General features: G+C 68.7%; 15 protein-coding genes. 3 read left to right on the top strand and 12 right to left on the bottom strand.

All coding sequences use genetic code 11. The features are described 5' to 3' along the window. Nucleotides 1–14 precede the first annotated feature (14 nt). On the top strand, nt 15–863 hold the full coding sequence (locus MMB92_RS05795) for a helix-turn-helix transcriptional regulator (RefSeq protein WP_109342841.1): 849 nt from the start codon (nt 15–17) through the stop codon (nt 861–863). Between the two features lie 30 nt (nt 864–893). Here MMB92_RS05795 and MMB92_RS05790 read toward each other — a convergent pair whose 3' ends face one another. Beyond that, nucleotides 894–1,520 carry a LysE family translocator gene (locus MMB92_RS05790; RefSeq protein WP_006491345.1) on the bottom strand — a complete coding sequence of 209 codons (627 nt, stop codon included), beginning with the start codon at nt 1,518–1,520 and terminating at the stop codon, nt 894–896. A 168-nt stretch (nt 1,521–1,688) separates the two neighbouring features. Between MMB92_RS05790 and MMB92_RS05785 the strand changes: the two genes are divergently transcribed. Then, nucleotides 1,689–2,153: an Lrp/AsnC family transcriptional regulator gene (locus tag MMB92_RS05785; protein ID WP_006494255.1), complete on the top strand. Its 465-nt coding sequence runs from the start codon at nt 1,689–1,691 to the stop codon at nt 2,151–2,153. Here the strand turns inward: MMB92_RS05785 and MMB92_RS05780 are convergent. The 11 genes from MMB92_RS05780 to MMB92_RS05730 all read right to left on the bottom strand — a co-directional run bounded on the left by MMB92_RS05780 (nt 2,150) and on the right by MMB92_RS05730 (nt 13,217). After that, nucleotides 2,150–3,520 carry a dihydroorotase gene (locus tag MMB92_RS05780; RefSeq protein WP_006491330.1) on the bottom strand — a complete coding sequence of 457 codons (1,371 nt, stop codon included), beginning with the start codon at nt 3,518–3,520 and terminating at the stop codon, nt 2,150–2,152. The genes MMB92_RS05785 and MMB92_RS05780 overlap by 4 nt on opposite strands. A 3-nt stretch (nt 3,521–3,523) precedes the next feature. Then, nucleotides 3,524–4,084 carry a carbonate dehydratase gene (locus tag MMB92_RS05775; RefSeq protein WP_006491343.1) on the bottom strand — a complete coding sequence of 187 codons (561 nt, stop codon included), beginning with the start codon at nt 4,082–4,084 and terminating at the stop codon, nt 3,524–3,526. Further along, nucleotides 4,084–4,662, bottom strand: coding sequence for a 6-carboxytetrahydropterin synthase (locus MMB92_RS05770; protein WP_006491331.1), 579 nt, complete (start codon nt 4,660–4,662; stop codon nt 4,084–4,086). The genes MMB92_RS05775 and MMB92_RS05770 overlap by 1 nt, the downstream gene beginning before the upstream one ends. Next, nucleotides 4,656–5,576: a GTP cyclohydrolase FolE2 gene (gene folE2, locus MMB92_RS05765; protein WP_006491344.1), complete on the bottom strand. Its 921-nt coding sequence runs from the start codon at nt 5,574–5,576 to the stop codon at nt 4,656–4,658. Before folE2 ends, MMB92_RS05770 begins: the two co-directional genes overlap by 7 nt. A 60-nt stretch (nt 5,577–5,636) precedes the next feature. Next, complete coding sequence (gene zigA / locus MMB92_RS05760; RefSeq protein ID WP_171984089.1) at nt 5,637–6,845, bottom strand: zinc metallochaperone GTPase ZigA; 1,209 nt, start codon at nt 6,843–6,845, stop codon at nt 5,637–5,639. Between the two features lie 167 nt (nt 6,846–7,012). Next, a complete protein-coding gene (locus tag MMB92_RS05755) occupies nt 7,013–8,224 on the bottom strand; it encodes an acyl-CoA dehydrogenase family protein (RefSeq protein ID WP_277562593.1) in 1,212 nt (403 codons plus the stop codon). Beyond that, complete coding sequence (locus MMB92_RS05750; RefSeq protein ID WP_060264044.1) at nt 8,221–9,063, bottom strand: hypothetical protein; 843 nt, start codon at nt 9,061–9,063, stop codon at nt 8,221–8,223. The genes MMB92_RS05755 and MMB92_RS05750 overlap by 4 nt, the downstream gene beginning before the upstream one ends. Before the next feature lie 51 nt (nt 9,064–9,114). Continuing rightward, a complete protein-coding gene (locus tag MMB92_RS05745; protein ID WP_006491339.1) occupies nt 9,115–9,771 on the bottom strand; it encodes a methionine ABC transporter permease in 657 nt (218 codons plus the stop codon). Continuing rightward, nucleotides 9,764–10,945, bottom strand: a complete 1,182-nt coding sequence (locus MMB92_RS05740; RefSeq protein WP_060264046.1) for an ATP-binding cassette domain-containing protein — start codon at nt 10,943–10,945, stop codon at nt 9,764–9,766. The genes MMB92_RS05745 and MMB92_RS05740 overlap by 8 nt, the downstream gene beginning before the upstream one ends. A gap of 18 nt (nt 10,946–10,963) precedes the next feature. Next, nucleotides 10,964–12,376: an LLM class flavin-dependent oxidoreductase gene (locus MMB92_RS05735; protein ID WP_006493142.1), complete on the bottom strand. Its 1,413-nt coding sequence runs from the start codon at nt 12,374–12,376 to the stop codon at nt 10,964–10,966. Between the two features lie 10 nt (nt 12,377–12,386). After that, nucleotides 12,387–13,217, bottom strand: a complete 831-nt coding sequence (locus MMB92_RS05730) for a MetQ/NlpA family ABC transporter substrate-binding protein (protein WP_048985325.1) — start codon at nt 13,215–13,217, stop codon at nt 12,387–12,389. A 434-nt stretch (nt 13,218–13,651) separates the two neighbouring features. On the opposite strand from MMB92_RS05730, the gene MMB92_RS05725 reads away from it, so the two are divergent. Continuing rightward, nucleotides 13,652–15,016, top strand: a complete 1,365-nt coding sequence (locus tag MMB92_RS05725; protein WP_006481998.1) for a 2-hydroxycarboxylate transporter family protein — start codon at nt 13,652–13,654, stop codon at nt 15,014–15,016. Nucleotides 15,017–15,068: the final 52 nt, after the last annotated feature.

Genomic DNA, 15,068 nt, shown 5'->3' with positions numbered 1-15,068 from the left:
CTATCATTCGCTCCATGAACTCGACCGCCACGCTCCATTCGCCCTCCCCGTCCGCCGGCCGCGCGTCCGGCATCGGCCCGCTGCTGCGCACGTGGCGGCAACGCCGGCGCCTGAGCCAGATGGCGCTCGCGCTCGATGCGGAAGTCTCCGCGCGCCACCTGAGCTTCGTCGAATCGGGCCGCGCGCAGCCGAGCCGCGAGATGGTGCTGCATCTCGCCGAGCGCCTCGACGTGCCGCTGCGCGAACGCAACGCGCTGCTCGTCGCGGCCGGCTTCGCGCCGCTGTTTCGCGAACGGCCGTTTTCGGACCCGCAACTGGATGCCGCGCGTCATGCGGTCGAAGCCGTGCTGCGCGGGCACGAGCCTTATCCGGCGCTCGCGGTGGACCGCCACTGGACGCTGCTCGCCGCGAACCGGATGCTCGGCGCGCTGGTCGCGCAGGCCGATCCGGCGCTGCTGCAACCACCCGTCAACGTGCTGCGACTGAGCCTGCATCCGGACGGCCTCGCGTCGCAGATCGCCAACTGGCACGAATGGCGCGCGCACATCCTGCATCGGTTGCAGCGGCAGATCGATGCGAGCGGCGACCGTACGCTGCATGCGCTGCGCGACGAGCTCGCCGCGTATCCGGCACCGGCCGGCCAGCCCGACGATTCGCACGCACGCACCGATTTCGCGGAGATCGCCGTGCCGCTGCGGCTGCGCACGGCGAGCGGCGAGCTGACGTTCTTCAGTACGACGACGGTATTCGGCACGCCGGTCGACGTGACGCTGTCGGAACTCGCGATCGAGGCGTTCTTTCCGGCGAACCCGGAAACGGCGGAGGCGATGCGGGCGCTGGCCGACGCGTTGCCGGCGGAGTAGCCGGCAGGCGCGCCGGCGCCGCGGCCGCGCTCAGCGGCGTTCGAGCGCCAGCTTCACGCCCAGCGCGAGCAAGACTACCCCGCTGACGCGATGCATGCGCGTCAGGATGCGCGGGTTGCGGCGGATCGATGCCGACAGCAGGCCGGCGAACAGCGCGACCGGCCCCTTGACGAGAAACGTCAGCCCGGCAAACGTCGCACCCAGCACGAACAGCGACAGCATCGGATGGGGGGCGCCGGCCGGCACGAACTGCGGCAGGAACGCCAGATAGAAAAGCGCGACCTTCGGATTGGACACATTGGACAGCGCGCCTTGCGCGAACGCCCGCAGCCGCGATGCCGGCGCATTGCCGTGGCCCGCGAGCGTCAATTCGCCCGTCGAGCGCAACAGCGTGATGCCGAGGTACAGCAGGTATAGCGCGCCCACCATCTTCAGCGCCGTGAACAGCCATTCGGAGGCCTGAAGAAGGGCGCCCAGCCCGAGCGTCGCGAGCATCGTATGCACGAGCAGCCCGACGCTGACACCCGCGGCGGTCACGAGGCCCGCGCGCGTGCCGCCGGACAGCGTGCGCGACATCACGAGGACCATGTCCTGGCCGGGCGTCAGAATGATCAGAAGGGAGGTGGCCATGAACGGCAACCAGGCGACGTGCGGCATCTGGAAACTCCTGAAAGCGGCGCCGCGGCGCGCGGGGATCGCGCGCTTCGGAGGCCGGGCAGTCGTCAGATTATCGGCAATTTCCCGTGGAGATTGGATGCAAAACCGGCTACTTCCGGCTGTTGATTTGGAGTTATTCTCCAATCTTGAGGTTTTGGGTAGCCAAACATGCCAATCAAACTGGATGCAATCGACCGACGCATTCTGCGTGCGTTGCAGCAGAATTCGAACCAGACGAACGCCGACATCGCGCAACAGGCGGGACTGTCGCCCACGCCGTGCCTGCGCCGCGTTCACCTGCTCGAGGAACAGGGCGTGATCGACGCCTACGTTGCGTTGCTGAACCCGGCAGCCGTCGAGCTGCGCTTCACGGCATTCGTGCGCGTCACGCTGGAGCGCCAGGACAAGACGACGGTCGAACGCTTCGCACGCGAGATGGAGCAGGCGCCCGAAGTGCTCGAGTGCCACCTGATGGCCGGCAGCTACGACTATCTGCTGCGCGTGATCGCGAAGGATCTCGACGACTATCAGCGCTTTCAGATGGAAACGCTCACGCAGATCGAAGGCGTGCGCAACGTCGAAACCGAAATCCCGCTGAAGCGCATCAAGCAGACGGTGCGGTTGCCGATCTAGGTGTCGAGAAACGTCACGGCCTCCCCCGCCGGCTGCCCGTTCAGCGCCTCGTCCCGCACGACGACCTGCCCGCGCACGACCGTATGCACGGGCCACCCCGTGACCGCACAGCCGTCGTACGGCGTCCACCCGCTCACGCTCGCGATCCATGCGTCGCGAATGATCCGCCGCGCGCGCAGGTCGACGATGCTGAAATCCGCGTCGTAGCCGGCCGCGATGCGCCCCTTCCCTTCGATGCCGAAAACGCGCGCCGGCCCGGCGCTCGTCAGGTCGACCAGCCGTTCGAGGCTCAGGCGGCCGGCCTGCACGTGATCGAGCATCAACGGCAGCAGCGTCTGCACGCCGGTCATCCCGCTCGGCGACTGCGGATACGGGCGGCGCTTTTCGTCGCGCGTATGCGGCGCGTGATCGCTGCCGATCACGTCGACCACGCCGTCGCGAACCGCCTGCCACAGCGCATCCCGATGATGCCGTTCGCGCACGGGCGGATTCATCTGCGCGAACGTGCCGAGTCGCTCGTAGCAATCCGGTGCATGCAGGCTCAGGTGATGCGGCGTGACTTCGACCGTCACGCGCCGCCGGTGCCGCGCGAGCAACGCCATTTCATCCGCCGTGGACACGTGCAGCACATGCAGCCGGCGGCCCGCTTGCGCGGCCAGCCCGACGATGCGCCGCGTCGCGGCCAGCGCGCTTTCCGCGTCGCGCCAGCGCGGATGGTCGCGCACGTCGCCGCTCGCTTCCGCGATCGCCTTGCGCTCGCGCAGCCGCGCCTCGTCCTCCGCATGCACGGCCATGCGCCGCCGGCCGTTGCGCAGGATCCGGCGCAACACGGTTTCGTCGTCGGCCAGCAGATCGCCGAACGAACTGCCCATGAAGACCTTCACCCCCGCGCAGCCGGGCAACCGTTCGAGCACCGGCAGCCGTTCGGCATTCACGGCCGAGCCGCCGATGTAGAACGCGTAGTTGCACCACGCACGGCCGCGCGCGAGATCGAGCTTGGCGCCCAGATCCTGCTCGTCCAGCGTCAGCGGATGCGTATTGGGCATCTCGAAGATCGTCGTGACGCCGCCGAGCACCGCGCCGCGCATGCCGGCCTCGAGGGTCTCCTTGTGCGTGAGCCCCGGTTCGCGGAAATGCACCTGGCTGTCGACCACGCCCGGCAACACGTGCAAGCCGCGCGCATCGAGCAGCACGTCGGCGCTCCACGCGCCGTGCAGCGCGCCCAGCGCGACGACGCGGCCATCCGCGCACGCGACGTCGATCCGCTCGGCGCCGCCGGGCGTCATCACCGTGCCGCCGTGCACCAGCAGATCGGCGTGCCGCAGCTTCGATCGGTCGCCCGCTTCCTGTCGCAGCCGCGCGTCCATGCGTCAGAACTCGTTCTGGATGTGCTTGTAACCGAGCACCAGCGCATTGTTCGTGCGCGCGACGTCCTCGGAGAAATCGCTCGCGTCGGCCGTCACCTGCGGCAACGCGGCGAGGTCGGTTTCCGGCCCGATGCGTTCGGTCGAGCGCACGTAGAAACCCGGCGGCAGGTGGCAGCCGTCGACGACCGCGTTGTAGCGCACCACGCAGCCGTCGTCGATCGTGCAGTTGAACAGCACGCTGTTGAAGCCGACGAAGACGCCGTCGCCGACCTTGCACGGCCCGTGGACGATCGCGCGATGCGCGATCGACGTGTGCCGGCCGATCGTCACGCTCGCACCCGATTTCGAGTGGATCACGACGCCGTCCTGGATGTTCGAATGCGCGCCGATCACGATCGGCGCGATCTGGCCGTCGGCATCCGTTTCGTCGGCACGGATCACCGCGTACGGGCCGATGAACACGTTCTCCTCGACGATCACGTGCCCGCACAGGATGGCGGTCGGGTCGACGAACGCGTTCGGATGAATCGTCGGCAGATCGCCGCGCGGGTTCTTTCGGATCATCAGGATTCCTGCCTTGAAAGGACATGACTGCGCTTGAGCCGCTCGAACAGGCCCGGATCGCGCCACTGCGCGACGATGGCCGGCGCGAACACGATCGCGTCGAGATCGATGCGGCCCATGCGCGGGTTGAATGCGTCGTCGCGGAAGCACTGCGCGTAGCCGGTCTCGGTCTCGTGAACGATCACCGAATGCAGTCGCACGTCGGCTTCGCCGTTCGACATCGGCGTGCCCGACAGCGCGGCATCGACGAGCCGGAACAGCACGCGCGAGAACTGCTCGGCGCTCGGCGACACCGGCAGCAGCACCCAGCGCTCCGAATGCCGACGCATGCTTTCGACATAGCGCGGATCGTCGTCCGACCACAGCGTCACCGCATGGTCGAACGCGTCGATCAGGTCGCGCACGTCGCCCTTGAGCAGCCCGAAGTCGTAGATCATCTGCCCGTGGTCCAGCGCATGCGCTTCGAGCAGCAACTCGACACGGTACGAATGACCATGGATCGAATGCGAGCAGCGCCGCGTGCTGCAGCCGCGCACGACGTGCGCATTCTCGAAGCGGAACAGCTTGCGGATCAGCATGCGTCGGCCCCCTCGCGCAGCGGAGCGGCCCACGCCACAGCATCGTGCGGATGCAGGCTTTCGAGATGGCGCACGCGCACGCGCGGGCCCGCATGATGGCCTTCCAGCGCGGCCTGCACGCGGCGCGCGGCATCCTCGACGAACATCAGGTTGCCGCCGTTCAGCACCGCGAACGCCTGCTCGTCCGCACGCTTGACGGCCGTCTGCACCGGCGTGCCGAGCGCCTGCTCGACGCGATCGATCAGGCCGATCAGCCCCAGCGTCGCGCCATCGGCGGGCAGCGCCACGCTGACGACGGCTTCGCTGCGCTGGCTGTGCGGCGTGGCGGCCGTCGCATGCTGTTTCAGCCATGCGGCGACCGCTGCCGGGTCCACGCGATCCTCGCGGCCGAACGCCGTCAGGAACGCCTGTTCGATCCAGTGCCGCGACAGCGCGGCCGAACACGGGCACGTCGACGAATAGACGACCGTCACCTGCGCGCGCAACGCGAATGCGTCGCCGGCCAGCGTCGCGTCGACCCGCACCGGATAGGCCTTCCAGCCGCTCAGCCCGTCGGTCACGAGCGCCGTGCGGCGGGCCAGCAGGTCGAAGTGCAGCCGCACGCGTGCGCTGCGCGTATCGCAGTCGCGGTGGCTGTCGACCATCGCGCGCAGCACGCGCTGCAGGCCGGCCGGCGACAGCGCTTCGCCGTCGGCCAGCCAGTCGAGCAGCCAGTACAGCCGCGACATGTGAATGCCTTTCACCTGCGGCGCAGGCAGATCGACCTGCACGTCGGCACGCGCATGCACGTCGCGCCGGCAGCCGGGCTCCGCCACGACGACGGGCAGGTCGATGCCCTGCATGCCGACCCATTCCAGCGGGCGGTGCCCCGGCGCGGCATCGGTCAGGGAAATATCGGGAAGCGCTGCGTTCATGCTTGACATCCGGTGGAGCGCCTTCTCCATCCGGATCGATGCAGGAAGCGCGCGTTCAGGTCAGGGCCAGTCGCGAAACGGGTTGTTCCACGTGGTCCAGTGTTCGGGGCCGGTCGCCATCTCGGCGTCGGTCAGCAGACACGCGTCGAAGCGCGCGCGCAACGCCGGCTCGTCCATGTCCATGCCGATCAGCACGAGTTCCTGCCGGGCGTCGCCGACGTGCTCGTCCCAGCGCGCGCGGATCTGCGCGACGGCTTCCGGGTCCTGCGGCCAACGCTCGGGCGGCACGGCCGCCCACCAGTGGCCGGCCGGCCCGTGCCGCGCGACCGCGCCCGCCTGCGACCACGAACCGGCGACGGCCGGATGCGTGGCCAGCCAGAAGAACCCCTTCGAGCGGACGACGCCCGGCCATTCGCTTTCGACGAGATCGAAGAAGCGCTGCGGATGGAACGGCCGCCGCGCGCGATAGACGAAACTGCGGATCCCGTACTCGTCGGTCTCCGGCGTGTGCGTGCCGCGCAGTTCCTGCAGCCAGCCCGGCGCGCGCGACGCCGCGTCGAAGTCGAACAGGCCGGTGTCGAGCACACGTTCGAGCGGCACCTTGCCGAATTCGGCGATCTCGATCCGCGCACGCGGGTTCAGCCCGCGCAGCAGCGCGACCAGCCGCTCGCGTGCGCTGCCGTCGATCAGGTCGATCTTGTTGATCACGAGCACGTCGCAGAACTCGATCTGGTCGATCAGCAGATCGACGACCGTGCGCGCGTCCTCGTCGCCCATCGATTCGCCGCGCGCTTGCAGGCTGTCGCGCGACGCGTAATCGCGCAGGAAATTGAACGCGTCGACCACCGTCACCATCGTGTCGAGCCGCGCGACTTCGCCGAGGCTGCGGCCGTCCTCGCCTTCGAACGTGAACGTCTCGGCCACCGGCAGCGGCTCCGAGATGCCGGTCGATTCGATCACGAGCTGATCGAAGCGCCCTTCGCGCGCGAGCCGGTCAACCTCGATCAGCAGATCCTCGCGCAGCGTGCAGCAAATGCAGCCGTTGCTCATCTCGACCAGCTTCTCGTCGGTGCGCGACAGCCCCGCGCCGCCGTCGCGCACGAGCGCGGCGTCGATGTTGACCTCCGACATGTCGTTGACGATGACCGCGACGCGCCGGCCCTCGCGATTGTTGAGGATGTGGTTGAGCAGCGTCGTCTTGCCGGCGCCGAGAAAGCCGGACAGGACGGTCACGGGAAGCCGCGTGGACGGGTGAAGGGCGGGGCTCATCGGGCGATTCCGGAACAGGACATTGAGGATGAAATGATATATTGTATCGCTACGATATAACATATCATTCCAGGCGTCCAGCAGCCCGGCATCATCGATGCGGCGACAGCGAGGGCGGCACGAAGGCCGCGGTACGCGGGGCCGTGCCGGCAGCGCCCCGCTGCGTATTACGTATAGAGCGACGCCGGCGGCAATGCGTCGGTCAGCGCGAACCGGCCCACGTCGCGCAGCCGGTAGTCGAGCGGATCGTGCAGCGTATGCGTGCGGGCGTTCCGCCAGAAGCGGTCGAGGCCGAGCGACGCGGCCGTCGCGCGCGCGCCGCATGCGTCGAACAGCGCCTCGCCGTTGTCGAGCGCCGCGCGCTGCGCGACGATCTTCGCTTCCGACACCGCGAGTGCGACTTCGGCGCGTTCGTCGGCCGTCAGCGCATCCTGCCGCGCCCACGCGTGCTGCAACGCGTGGGCCGCGCGATCGGCCAGCGCCGCCGCGGCGACCGCACGCACGCGCATGTCGCCGAGGCGCTGCAGCGTGTACGGATCGTCCTCGGCCCGCTCGACGTCCGAGTGAATCCACGGGCGGCCATGCTGCCGCACGTAGTCGCGCGCCTCGCCCAGCGCACCCTCCGCGAGACCGACGAACAGGTTCGTCAGCACGAGCTGCGACACGAGCGTGCGCAGCGTCGCGCGCGGCGTCGGCGGCGCTTCCGACCGATGCAGCACCTCGTCGGCCGCGAGCGTCACGCCGTCGAAGCGCACGCTGCCGCTGTCGGTCTGGCGCTGGCCGACCGGATCCCAGTCGTCGTTCACGGTGATCCCGGCCCGATCGGTCGGCACCACGCCGAACACGGTGCGGCCGATGGCCGGATCGTGCGCGGATACCGTCATCCGCTGCGAGCCGCGCGTGCCGGAACAGAAGCCCTTCACGCCGTCGAGCCGGTAGCCGCCGTCGGGCGTGGCCGTGGCCACGAGCCGCGTGTCGAGCGGATTGACCGCGTTACCCCACCACCAGCGCCCGTCGACCGTGCCGCGCAGGTAGCGCTCGCGCTGCGCGGCGTTGCCCCACACGTCGACGCTCACCACCTGCAGGCACTGGAACCCGACGAGATGCGCGAGCGCGCTGTCGACCCGCGCGACCTGCCGGATCACGTCGTAGATCGCGGGCCACGCCGCCTCCTGGCCGCCGAACGCGCGCGGAACCGCGAGCGTCAGCAAACCCGCGTCGGCGAGCCATTGCTTCTCCTGCGCGGCGTGACCGCCCGCGCGGTCGCGCTCGGCGGCGCTCACGCGCAACGCGTCGATCGCGCGCGCCAGCGCAGCGCGGTCGACGGCCGGTGCATCGGTATCCGGCGCCAGCGTCGCCGGGCCGCGGGGATCGTTCATGCGACAGCTTCCTGTTCAACGGTTTCGCCCGACAGCGGGACGAGCGCGCCGAGCTGGCGGCCGGTCAGCCGCGACAGGATCTCGCGCCGCCAGTCGTCGTAGATCGCACGATATTCGGCGATATCCGCGCCGAACACCAGTGCGGTATGCGCGTACTCGTCGTGCAAATAGCCGTCGAGCCGCGCCTGGGTTTCCTCGTCGGCCGCGATCACGCGATCGATCAGTGCGTCGCGCTCGGCGACCGGCAGCGCCTGCAGCGTGTCGAACCACCACTGGACGATCTGCACGCGGTGCCACTCCTCGTCCGGCCGGATCCGGTTCTCGCCGTGCTCGCGCATCGCACTGTCGCCGATGCGGCCGGTCTTGCGCTGGATCCACAGCTTCGCGAGGATGTGCAGCTCGTAATGCCATTCGAACGCGAGAAAGCCCGCGACGTCGCGCACCGCGATGTCGCCGACGCGTGCCCAGTGCGCGGCGACCAGCCGGTCGACTTCCGGCAGCGGATCGCGCCCGGTGAGCGCGGTCACGCGTTCGCGGCCGATCACCGCGTGCGCGCCGTCGTCGCCCAACTGGCGCGACAGGATCAACTGGAAATGCGGATCGTCGCGGAACAGCGTGTCGATCGCCTTCGCGACGACCTGCACGATGAACAGGTCGTGCGACGCCATCTTCGTGTAGTAGTCGGCGACGGCGGCCAGCTCGTCGCCGTCGCGCGGCTCGCGCGGCGGGGTCGCCAGCTTGTCGGGGAAGTCCGGACGATGGCGTCGCGCCACCTCCAGAAACAGCGCTTCCTCGAATTGTCCGTTCCATTCGCGCGGCGCGCCGATGGGCAAGGTCATGATTTTTCTCTCAGGATCAGGAATGAAGCGAGCGGACGCTCGTGGCGTCGCTCAGGTGCGCCGGGTCACGCGTCGGACCAGGCGGTCGCCCGTGATTTGCACGGCCGAGACGAGCGCGATCAGGATCACGATCACGGTCGCCATGACGGTGGTGTCGAAACGTTGATAGCCGTAGCGGATCGCGAGATCGCCGAGCCCGCCCGCGCCGACGGCGCCCGCCATCGCGGTCGAGCCGATCAGCGCGACGACGGTGATCGTGAAGCCGCCGAGCATGCCGGGCAACGCTTCGGGCAGCAGCACGTGCCACACGATGTGGCGGCGCTTCGCGCCCATCGCGAGCGCGGCCTCGATCAGCCCGCGATCGACTTCGCGCAGGCTCACTTCGGCGATTCGCGCGAAGAACGGGATCGCGGCGATCGACAGCGGCACGACGGCCGCCCACACGCCGATCGTCGTGCCGATCAGCACGCGCGTGAACGGCAGCAGCGCGACCAGCAGGATGATGAACGGCGTCGAGCGGAACACGTTGACGAGCGCGCCGAGCACCGCGTTCACGCCGCGCCGCGCATAGATGCCGCCGGGCGCGGTGGTCACGAGGATCACCGCGAGCGGAATGCCGATCAGCGCCGCGATCGCGGCCGATGCGGCGACCATCGACAGCGTGTCGCGGATCGCGTCGAGCAGTTCGGGCCACCAGAGGTCAAACATAGCCGAGCACCTCCGCGTGATTCGCATGGCGGCGCGCACGTTCGAGCAGCGCGGCGACCGCACCGCCGCGCGCCGCCGGGCCGGCGTCGTCCGCCCGCGGCGTCGCGGCGATCACGAGCCGCCCCTGCGCGTGCCCCTGGATGCGTTCGATGCCGCCGTGCAGGAACCGCACGGAGCCGCCGAGCGCCGCCGCGAGCGCACCGACATCCGGCTCGCCGCCGCTCTCGCCCGTATAGCGGACGTCGAGCACGATCTGTGCGCCGTCGGGCAGCGCGGCCTGTTCGGGCAGCGGCCGCACGCGCGCGGCCAGCTCGGCCGGCAAGTCGTGCTGCAGCGTGCTCAGCAGCGCGCGCGTTGCGCCGTGGCGCGGATCGCCGAACACGCGCCACACCGGGCCGGTTTCGACGACTTCGCCCTGTTCGATCACCGCGACGGTGTCGCACACCGCGCGGATCACCTCCATCTCGTGCGTGATCAGCACGATCGTCAGCCCGAGACGACGGTTGATGTCGGCCAGCAGCGCGAGGATCGATTGCGTGGTCTCCGGATCGAGCGCCGACGTCGCTTCGTCGCACAGCAGCACTTCGGGATCGTGCACGAGCGCCCGCGCGATGCCGACCCGCTGCTTCTGCCCGCCCGACAGGCTCGCCGGATACGCGTCGCGCTTCGCGGCGAGCCCGACGAGGTCGAGCAGCGCCTCGACCTTGCGCACGCGCTCGGCCTTCGGCACGCCGGCGATCTTCAGCGGCAGCGCGACGTTCTCGAACACCGTCTTCGCGGACAGCAGGTTGAAATGCTGGAACACCATGCCGGTGCGACGACGCAACGCGACGAGGCCATCCTCGTCGAGCGCGCCGACGTCGACGCCCTGCACGCGCACGCGGCCCGAACTCGGCCGCTCGAGGCCGTTCAGGAGGCGCAGCAACGTCGACTTGCCCGCGCCGCTGCGGCCGATGATCCCGAACACCTCGCCGCGCCGCACGTCGAGCGTCACGTCGCGCAGCGCGGCGGCGTGGCCGCGCGGCGTCGCGAATACCTTGCCGACCTGTTCCAGCGACACGGCCGCGCCGCCGGCCGGCGTCACGGCTTCCTCATGTGCCGCTGCATCGGCACCGGCACCGGCGCGCACGGCCGATGCCTCGATGAAACCCAGCGTATCGAACAATTGCGTCATCGCTTCGCTCCGTCACGTTCAGGCATGCGCGGGGTGCGCGGGTTCGGCTGCGGCCGCCGGCCGGTGCTGCGCACCGGTATGCCACGCGGGCAGGCGCGGCCCCGCGCCGAACAGCTTCTCGCGCAGCGTCGGCGCGGGATCGTAGTCTTCCTTGTAGACGCCGCGGTTCTGCAGCTCGGGCACGACCCAGTCGACGAAATCCTCGAACGACTCGGGCATCACGGTGCGCGTCAGGTTGAAGCCGTCGATGCCGGTCTCGTCGATCCACGACTGCAGCTCGTCCGCGACCTGCGACGGCGAGCCGACGATCGGCGCATAGCGGCCGCCGAGCGACATCTGTTCGAGCATGCGGCGCACGGTCCACGTGCCGGTCGTGCTCTTCTTCGAGATCGCGTCGACGGCCGACTGGATCGAATCGGTCTTCACGTACGAGATCGGCTCGTCGAGGCCGTACTTCGAGAAGTCGATGCCCGTCGAGCTCGCGAAATGGGCGAGGCCGGCTTCCGGGCTCGCGTAGCGCCGGTATTCGTCGAATTTCTCGCGGGCGAGCAATTCGGTCTCGGCCGTCACGACGCTCACGCCGGCAAAGATCCTGATCGACGCCGGGTCGCGCCCCTGCCGCGCGGCGGCCGCGCGGATGTCGAGCGCCGCCGCGCGTGCGGCCGCCTTGCTCTGCCCGTTCACGAACACGCATTCCGCGTGGCGCCCCGCGAACTCGACGCCGCGCGCGGACGAGCCGGCCTGGTACAGCACCGGCGTGCGCTGCAGCGACGGTTCGCTCAGGTGAATCGCATCGACCGAATAGAACGGCCCGTCGTGCTTCACGCGCCGCACCTTGCCCGGCTGCGCGAACACGCGCGCCTGCGCGTCGCGGATCACCGCATCGTCGTCCCAGCTCTGTTCCCACAGCTTGTAGACGACGTCCATGTAGTCGTCGGCGCGCTCGTAGCGGTCGTCGTGGCCGATCTGCTGCGCGAGGCCCATCCCGCGCGCGGCGCTGTCGAGGTACCCGGTGACGATGTTCCAGCCCACGCGCCCTTTCGTCAGATGATCGAGCGTCGACATGCGGCGCGCGAACAGGTACGGCGGCTCGTAGGTCAGGTTCGCGGTCACGCCGAAGCCGAGATGCCGCGTGACCTGCGCCATCGCCGGCACGAGCAAGAGCGGATCGTTGACGGGCACCTGCACCGATTCGCGCAGCGCGGCGTCCGGGCCGCCGCCGAACACGTCGTACACGCCGACGATGTCCGCGAGAAAGATCCCGTCGAACTTGCCGCGCTCCAGCGTCCTCGCGAGATCGGCCCAGTAGTCGAGATCGGTGTAATGCGCGGAGCGGTCGCGCGGATGCGTCCACAGCCCGTGGTTGATGTGCCCGACGCAGTTCATGTTGAACGCGTTGAGCAGGATCTTCTTGCGGTTCGCCGTCGTCATGCCGCCTCCGTCACCACGCGATCGCGTACAGCGAGCCGAACGCGTTGTCGAGCGCACGGCGCACCGCCGGCGAGTGCTGGTAGATCGCGATGAACTTGCGGATGCGCGGATCGTTCGCGCTCTCGGGCCGCACGACCCACTGGATCGCGAAGTTCTTGTTCTCGGTGCCGTCGAACAGCAGCGCGCTGTTCGGGTCGGTCGTGCCGGCGAGCTTGATGAAGCTCGGGTAACCCTGCGCGAGATCGACGTCGTCGAGCGAACGCGCGAGCTGCGACGCTTCGAGCGGGATGATCTTCAGGTGCTTCGGGTTGGCGACGATGTCGTGCGTGGTCGCGCGGTAGTCGGCGCCCGGCTTCAGCGTGATGAGCCCCGCGCGCTGCAGCAGCAACAGCCCGCGGCCGCCGTTGACCGGATCGTTCGCGATCGCGACGCGCGCGCCGTCCTTCAGCTCGGCGAAGCTTTTCACCTTCTTCGAATAGAGACCGATCTTCATGATCGTGCCGGGCGCGATCGAGATGAAGTTGTAGCCGCCCTGTTTCTTCGCGTTCTCGAGAAACGGGATGTGCTGGAAGTAGTTGACGTCGATGTCCTTGTTCGCGAGCGCCGCGTTCGGCGTATTCCAGTCGGTGAATTCGACGATCTTCACGTCGAGCCCCTGCTCCTTCGCCTCCTTCGCGGCGATCTTCAGCGCCTCGATCTGCGGGCTGGTCGAGATTCCGACCTTCAGCGGCGCGGTGTCGGCGCGCGCGCCGTTCAGCAGCACGACGCCGAGCAGCGCGGTCGTCACCAGGCGGGCCAGGCGGCCGGCGGAAAAGCGGGCGGAAAAAACGGGATGCAGCATGGAAACCACTCTCCTGTCCAAAGACGGTATCGACGGATGAGCGACACCGCGGCGAACGCGCGGGCGTTCTCCGGACAGTCGTCATCGCATCGGAAAAGGATCAGCCGATGATAGAGAGCGGCGGGAAGGCGGTCTACGAAGCGATTGTGCGAAGAAAATCGCGCGCGGCGATATGGCCGGCGGTACGGCGGACGGCGGGCCTGGCCGCGCACCCCGGCCGCCGCCAGGCCGAAATCTCGGCCTGAGCGCCGCGCCGATTCCGAAATCTCGGCCAGCCTGCGCAGAAAACCCTTTCCGCAGACGAAACAAATCCCTTATGAATCAATGCATTAAAAATATTCCGGCAGGCCGTCATGCTGGCACGGGGGTTGCGTAATAGACGGCACACGATGCCGCGAAGCGATGCAGGCATTCCAAACATCAGGAGACACGTCTTGCAGACCTCTATCCAAACCCCGTCCCATCCGGAGCCGCTTGCCGCGGCCGGTCCCGCCACGCGCGAACGCTTCTGGCCGGAAGGCTGGTGGAAGCTGATGGAAATCCGCATCGGCATCATCCCGCTGCCGGTCTACGTGATCCTGTTCGGGCTGATCGTCGGCTTCGCGGTCACGGGCAAGGTGCCCGGCGAAATCTCGATGGCGATCGCCGTCCTCGCGTTCTTCGGCTTCACCTGCGCCGAACTCGGCAAGCGCCTGCCGCTCTTGCGCAACATCGGCGCGGCCGCGATCTTCGCGACCTTCGTGCCGTCGGCGCTCACGTACTACCACGTGCTGCCGAAGCCGGTGCTGAACCTCACCGTCGAGTTCACGAAGTCGACCAACTTCCTGTACCTGTTCATCGCGTCGATCATCGTCGGCAGCATCCTGAGCATGGACCGCCGCGTGCTGATCCAGGGCTTCGTGAAGATCTTCATTCCGCTCGCGGCCGGGTCGGTCGCCGCGGCGATCGTCGGCACGGCGGTCGGCACCGCGCTCGGCCTCGGCGCGCGCCACACGCTGCTGTACATCGTCGTGCCGATCATGGCGGGCGGCGTCGGCGAAGGCGCGATTCCGCTGTCGATCGGCTATTCGGAACTGATGCACCTGCCGCAGGGCGAGATGTTCGCGATGGTGCTGCCGCCGGTGATGCTCGGCAGCCTGACCGCGATCATCCTGTCGGGCGCGCTCGACATGCTCGGCAAGCGCCTGCCGCACCTGACCGGCAACGGCCGCCTGCAGGTCGGCGAAAGCGGCGACATGACGCCGGAAAGCGAAGAGATCCGCGGCCACGTCGACGTCACGCACATCGCGGGCGCCGGCATCACCGCGATCACGCTGTACCTCGTCGGTCTGATGGCGCACAAGCTGTTCGGCCTGCCCGCGCCGGTCGCGATGCTGTTCCTCGCGGTGCTGGTGAAGCTCGCGCGTGCGGTGTCGCCGCCGCTGCAGGAAGGCGCGTTCGTCGTCTACAAGTTCTTCTCGACCGCCGTCACGTATCCGCTGCTGTTTGCGATCGGCGTCGCGATGACGCCGTGGGACAAGCTGACCGCCGCGTTCACGCTCGTCAACGTGGTCACGATCGTGTCGACCGTCGCGACGTTGATGGGCACCGGTTTCGTGGTCGGCCGCCTGCTGAAGATGTACCCTATCGACACCGCAATCGTGAACGCCTGCCACAGCGGGCAAGGCGGCACCGGCGACGTCGCGATCCTGACCGCCGCGAACCGGATGCAGCTGATGCCGTTCGCGCAGATCGCCACCCGCATCGGCGGCGCGATCGTCGTCACGGTGACGCTGATCCTGGTCGCGCACTTCGGATAACGCGCGGCCGCGCGCCCCGTCGCGCCGGCTGCCTCGCACGCGCCGCCGCCGG

Source organism: Burkholderia sp. IO2 (assembly GCF_029522185.1).
GTDB lineage: Bacteria > Pseudomonadota > Gammaproteobacteria > Burkholderiales > Burkholderiaceae > Burkholderia > Burkholderia cenocepacia.
This window is presented reverse-complemented; position numbering and strand designations above follow the sequence as displayed.

Bases quoted from the DNA above. Each gene is read 5' to 3' on its own strand.
- MMB92_RS05795 (WP_109342841.1), top strand. From the start codon at position 15: ATGAACTCGACCGCCACGCTCCATTCGCCCTCCCCGTCCGCCGGCCGC.
- MMB92_RS05790 (WP_006491345.1), bottom strand. From the start codon at position 1,520: ATGCCGCACGTCGCCTGGTTGCCGTTCATGGCCACCTCCCTTCTGATC.
- MMB92_RS05785 (WP_006494255.1), top strand. From the start codon at position 1,689: ATGCCAATCAAACTGGATGCAATCGACCGACGCATTCTGCGTGCGTTG.
- MMB92_RS05780 (WP_006491330.1), bottom strand. From the start codon at position 3,520: ATGGACGCGCGGCTGCGACAGGAAGCGGGCGACCGATCGAAGCTGCGG.
- MMB92_RS05775 (WP_006491343.1), bottom strand. From the start codon at position 4,084: ATGATCCGAAAGAACCCGCGCGGCGATCTGCCGACGATTCATCCGAAC.
- MMB92_RS05770 (WP_006491331.1), bottom strand. From the start codon at position 4,662: ATGCTGATCCGCAAGCTGTTCCGCTTCGAGAATGCGCACGTCGTGCGC.
- folE2 (WP_006491344.1), bottom strand. From the start codon at position 5,576: ATGAACGCAGCGCTTCCCGATATTTCCCTGACCGATGCCGCGCCGGGG.
- zigA (WP_171984089.1), bottom strand. From the start codon at position 6,845: ATGAGCCCCGCCCTTCACCCGTCCACGCGGCTTCCCGTGACCGTCCTG.
- MMB92_RS05755 (WP_277562593.1), bottom strand. From the start codon at position 8,224: ATGAACGATCCCCGCGGCCCGGCGACGCTGGCGCCGGATACCGATGCA.
- MMB92_RS05750 (WP_060264044.1), bottom strand. From the start codon at position 9,063: ATGACCTTGCCCATCGGCGCGCCGCGCGAATGGAACGGACAATTCGAG.
- MMB92_RS05745 (WP_006491339.1), bottom strand. From the start codon at position 9,771: ATGTTTGACCTCTGGTGGCCCGAACTGCTCGACGCGATCCGCGACACG.
- MMB92_RS05740 (WP_060264046.1), bottom strand. From the start codon at position 10,945: ATGACGCAATTGTTCGATACGCTGGGTTTCATCGAGGCATCGGCCGTG.
- MMB92_RS05735 (WP_006493142.1), bottom strand. From the start codon at position 12,376: ATGACGACGGCGAACCGCAAGAAGATCCTGCTCAACGCGTTCAACATG.
- MMB92_RS05730 (WP_048985325.1), bottom strand. From the start codon at position 13,217: ATGCTGCATCCCGTTTTTTCCGCCCGCTTTTCCGCCGGCCGCCTGGCC.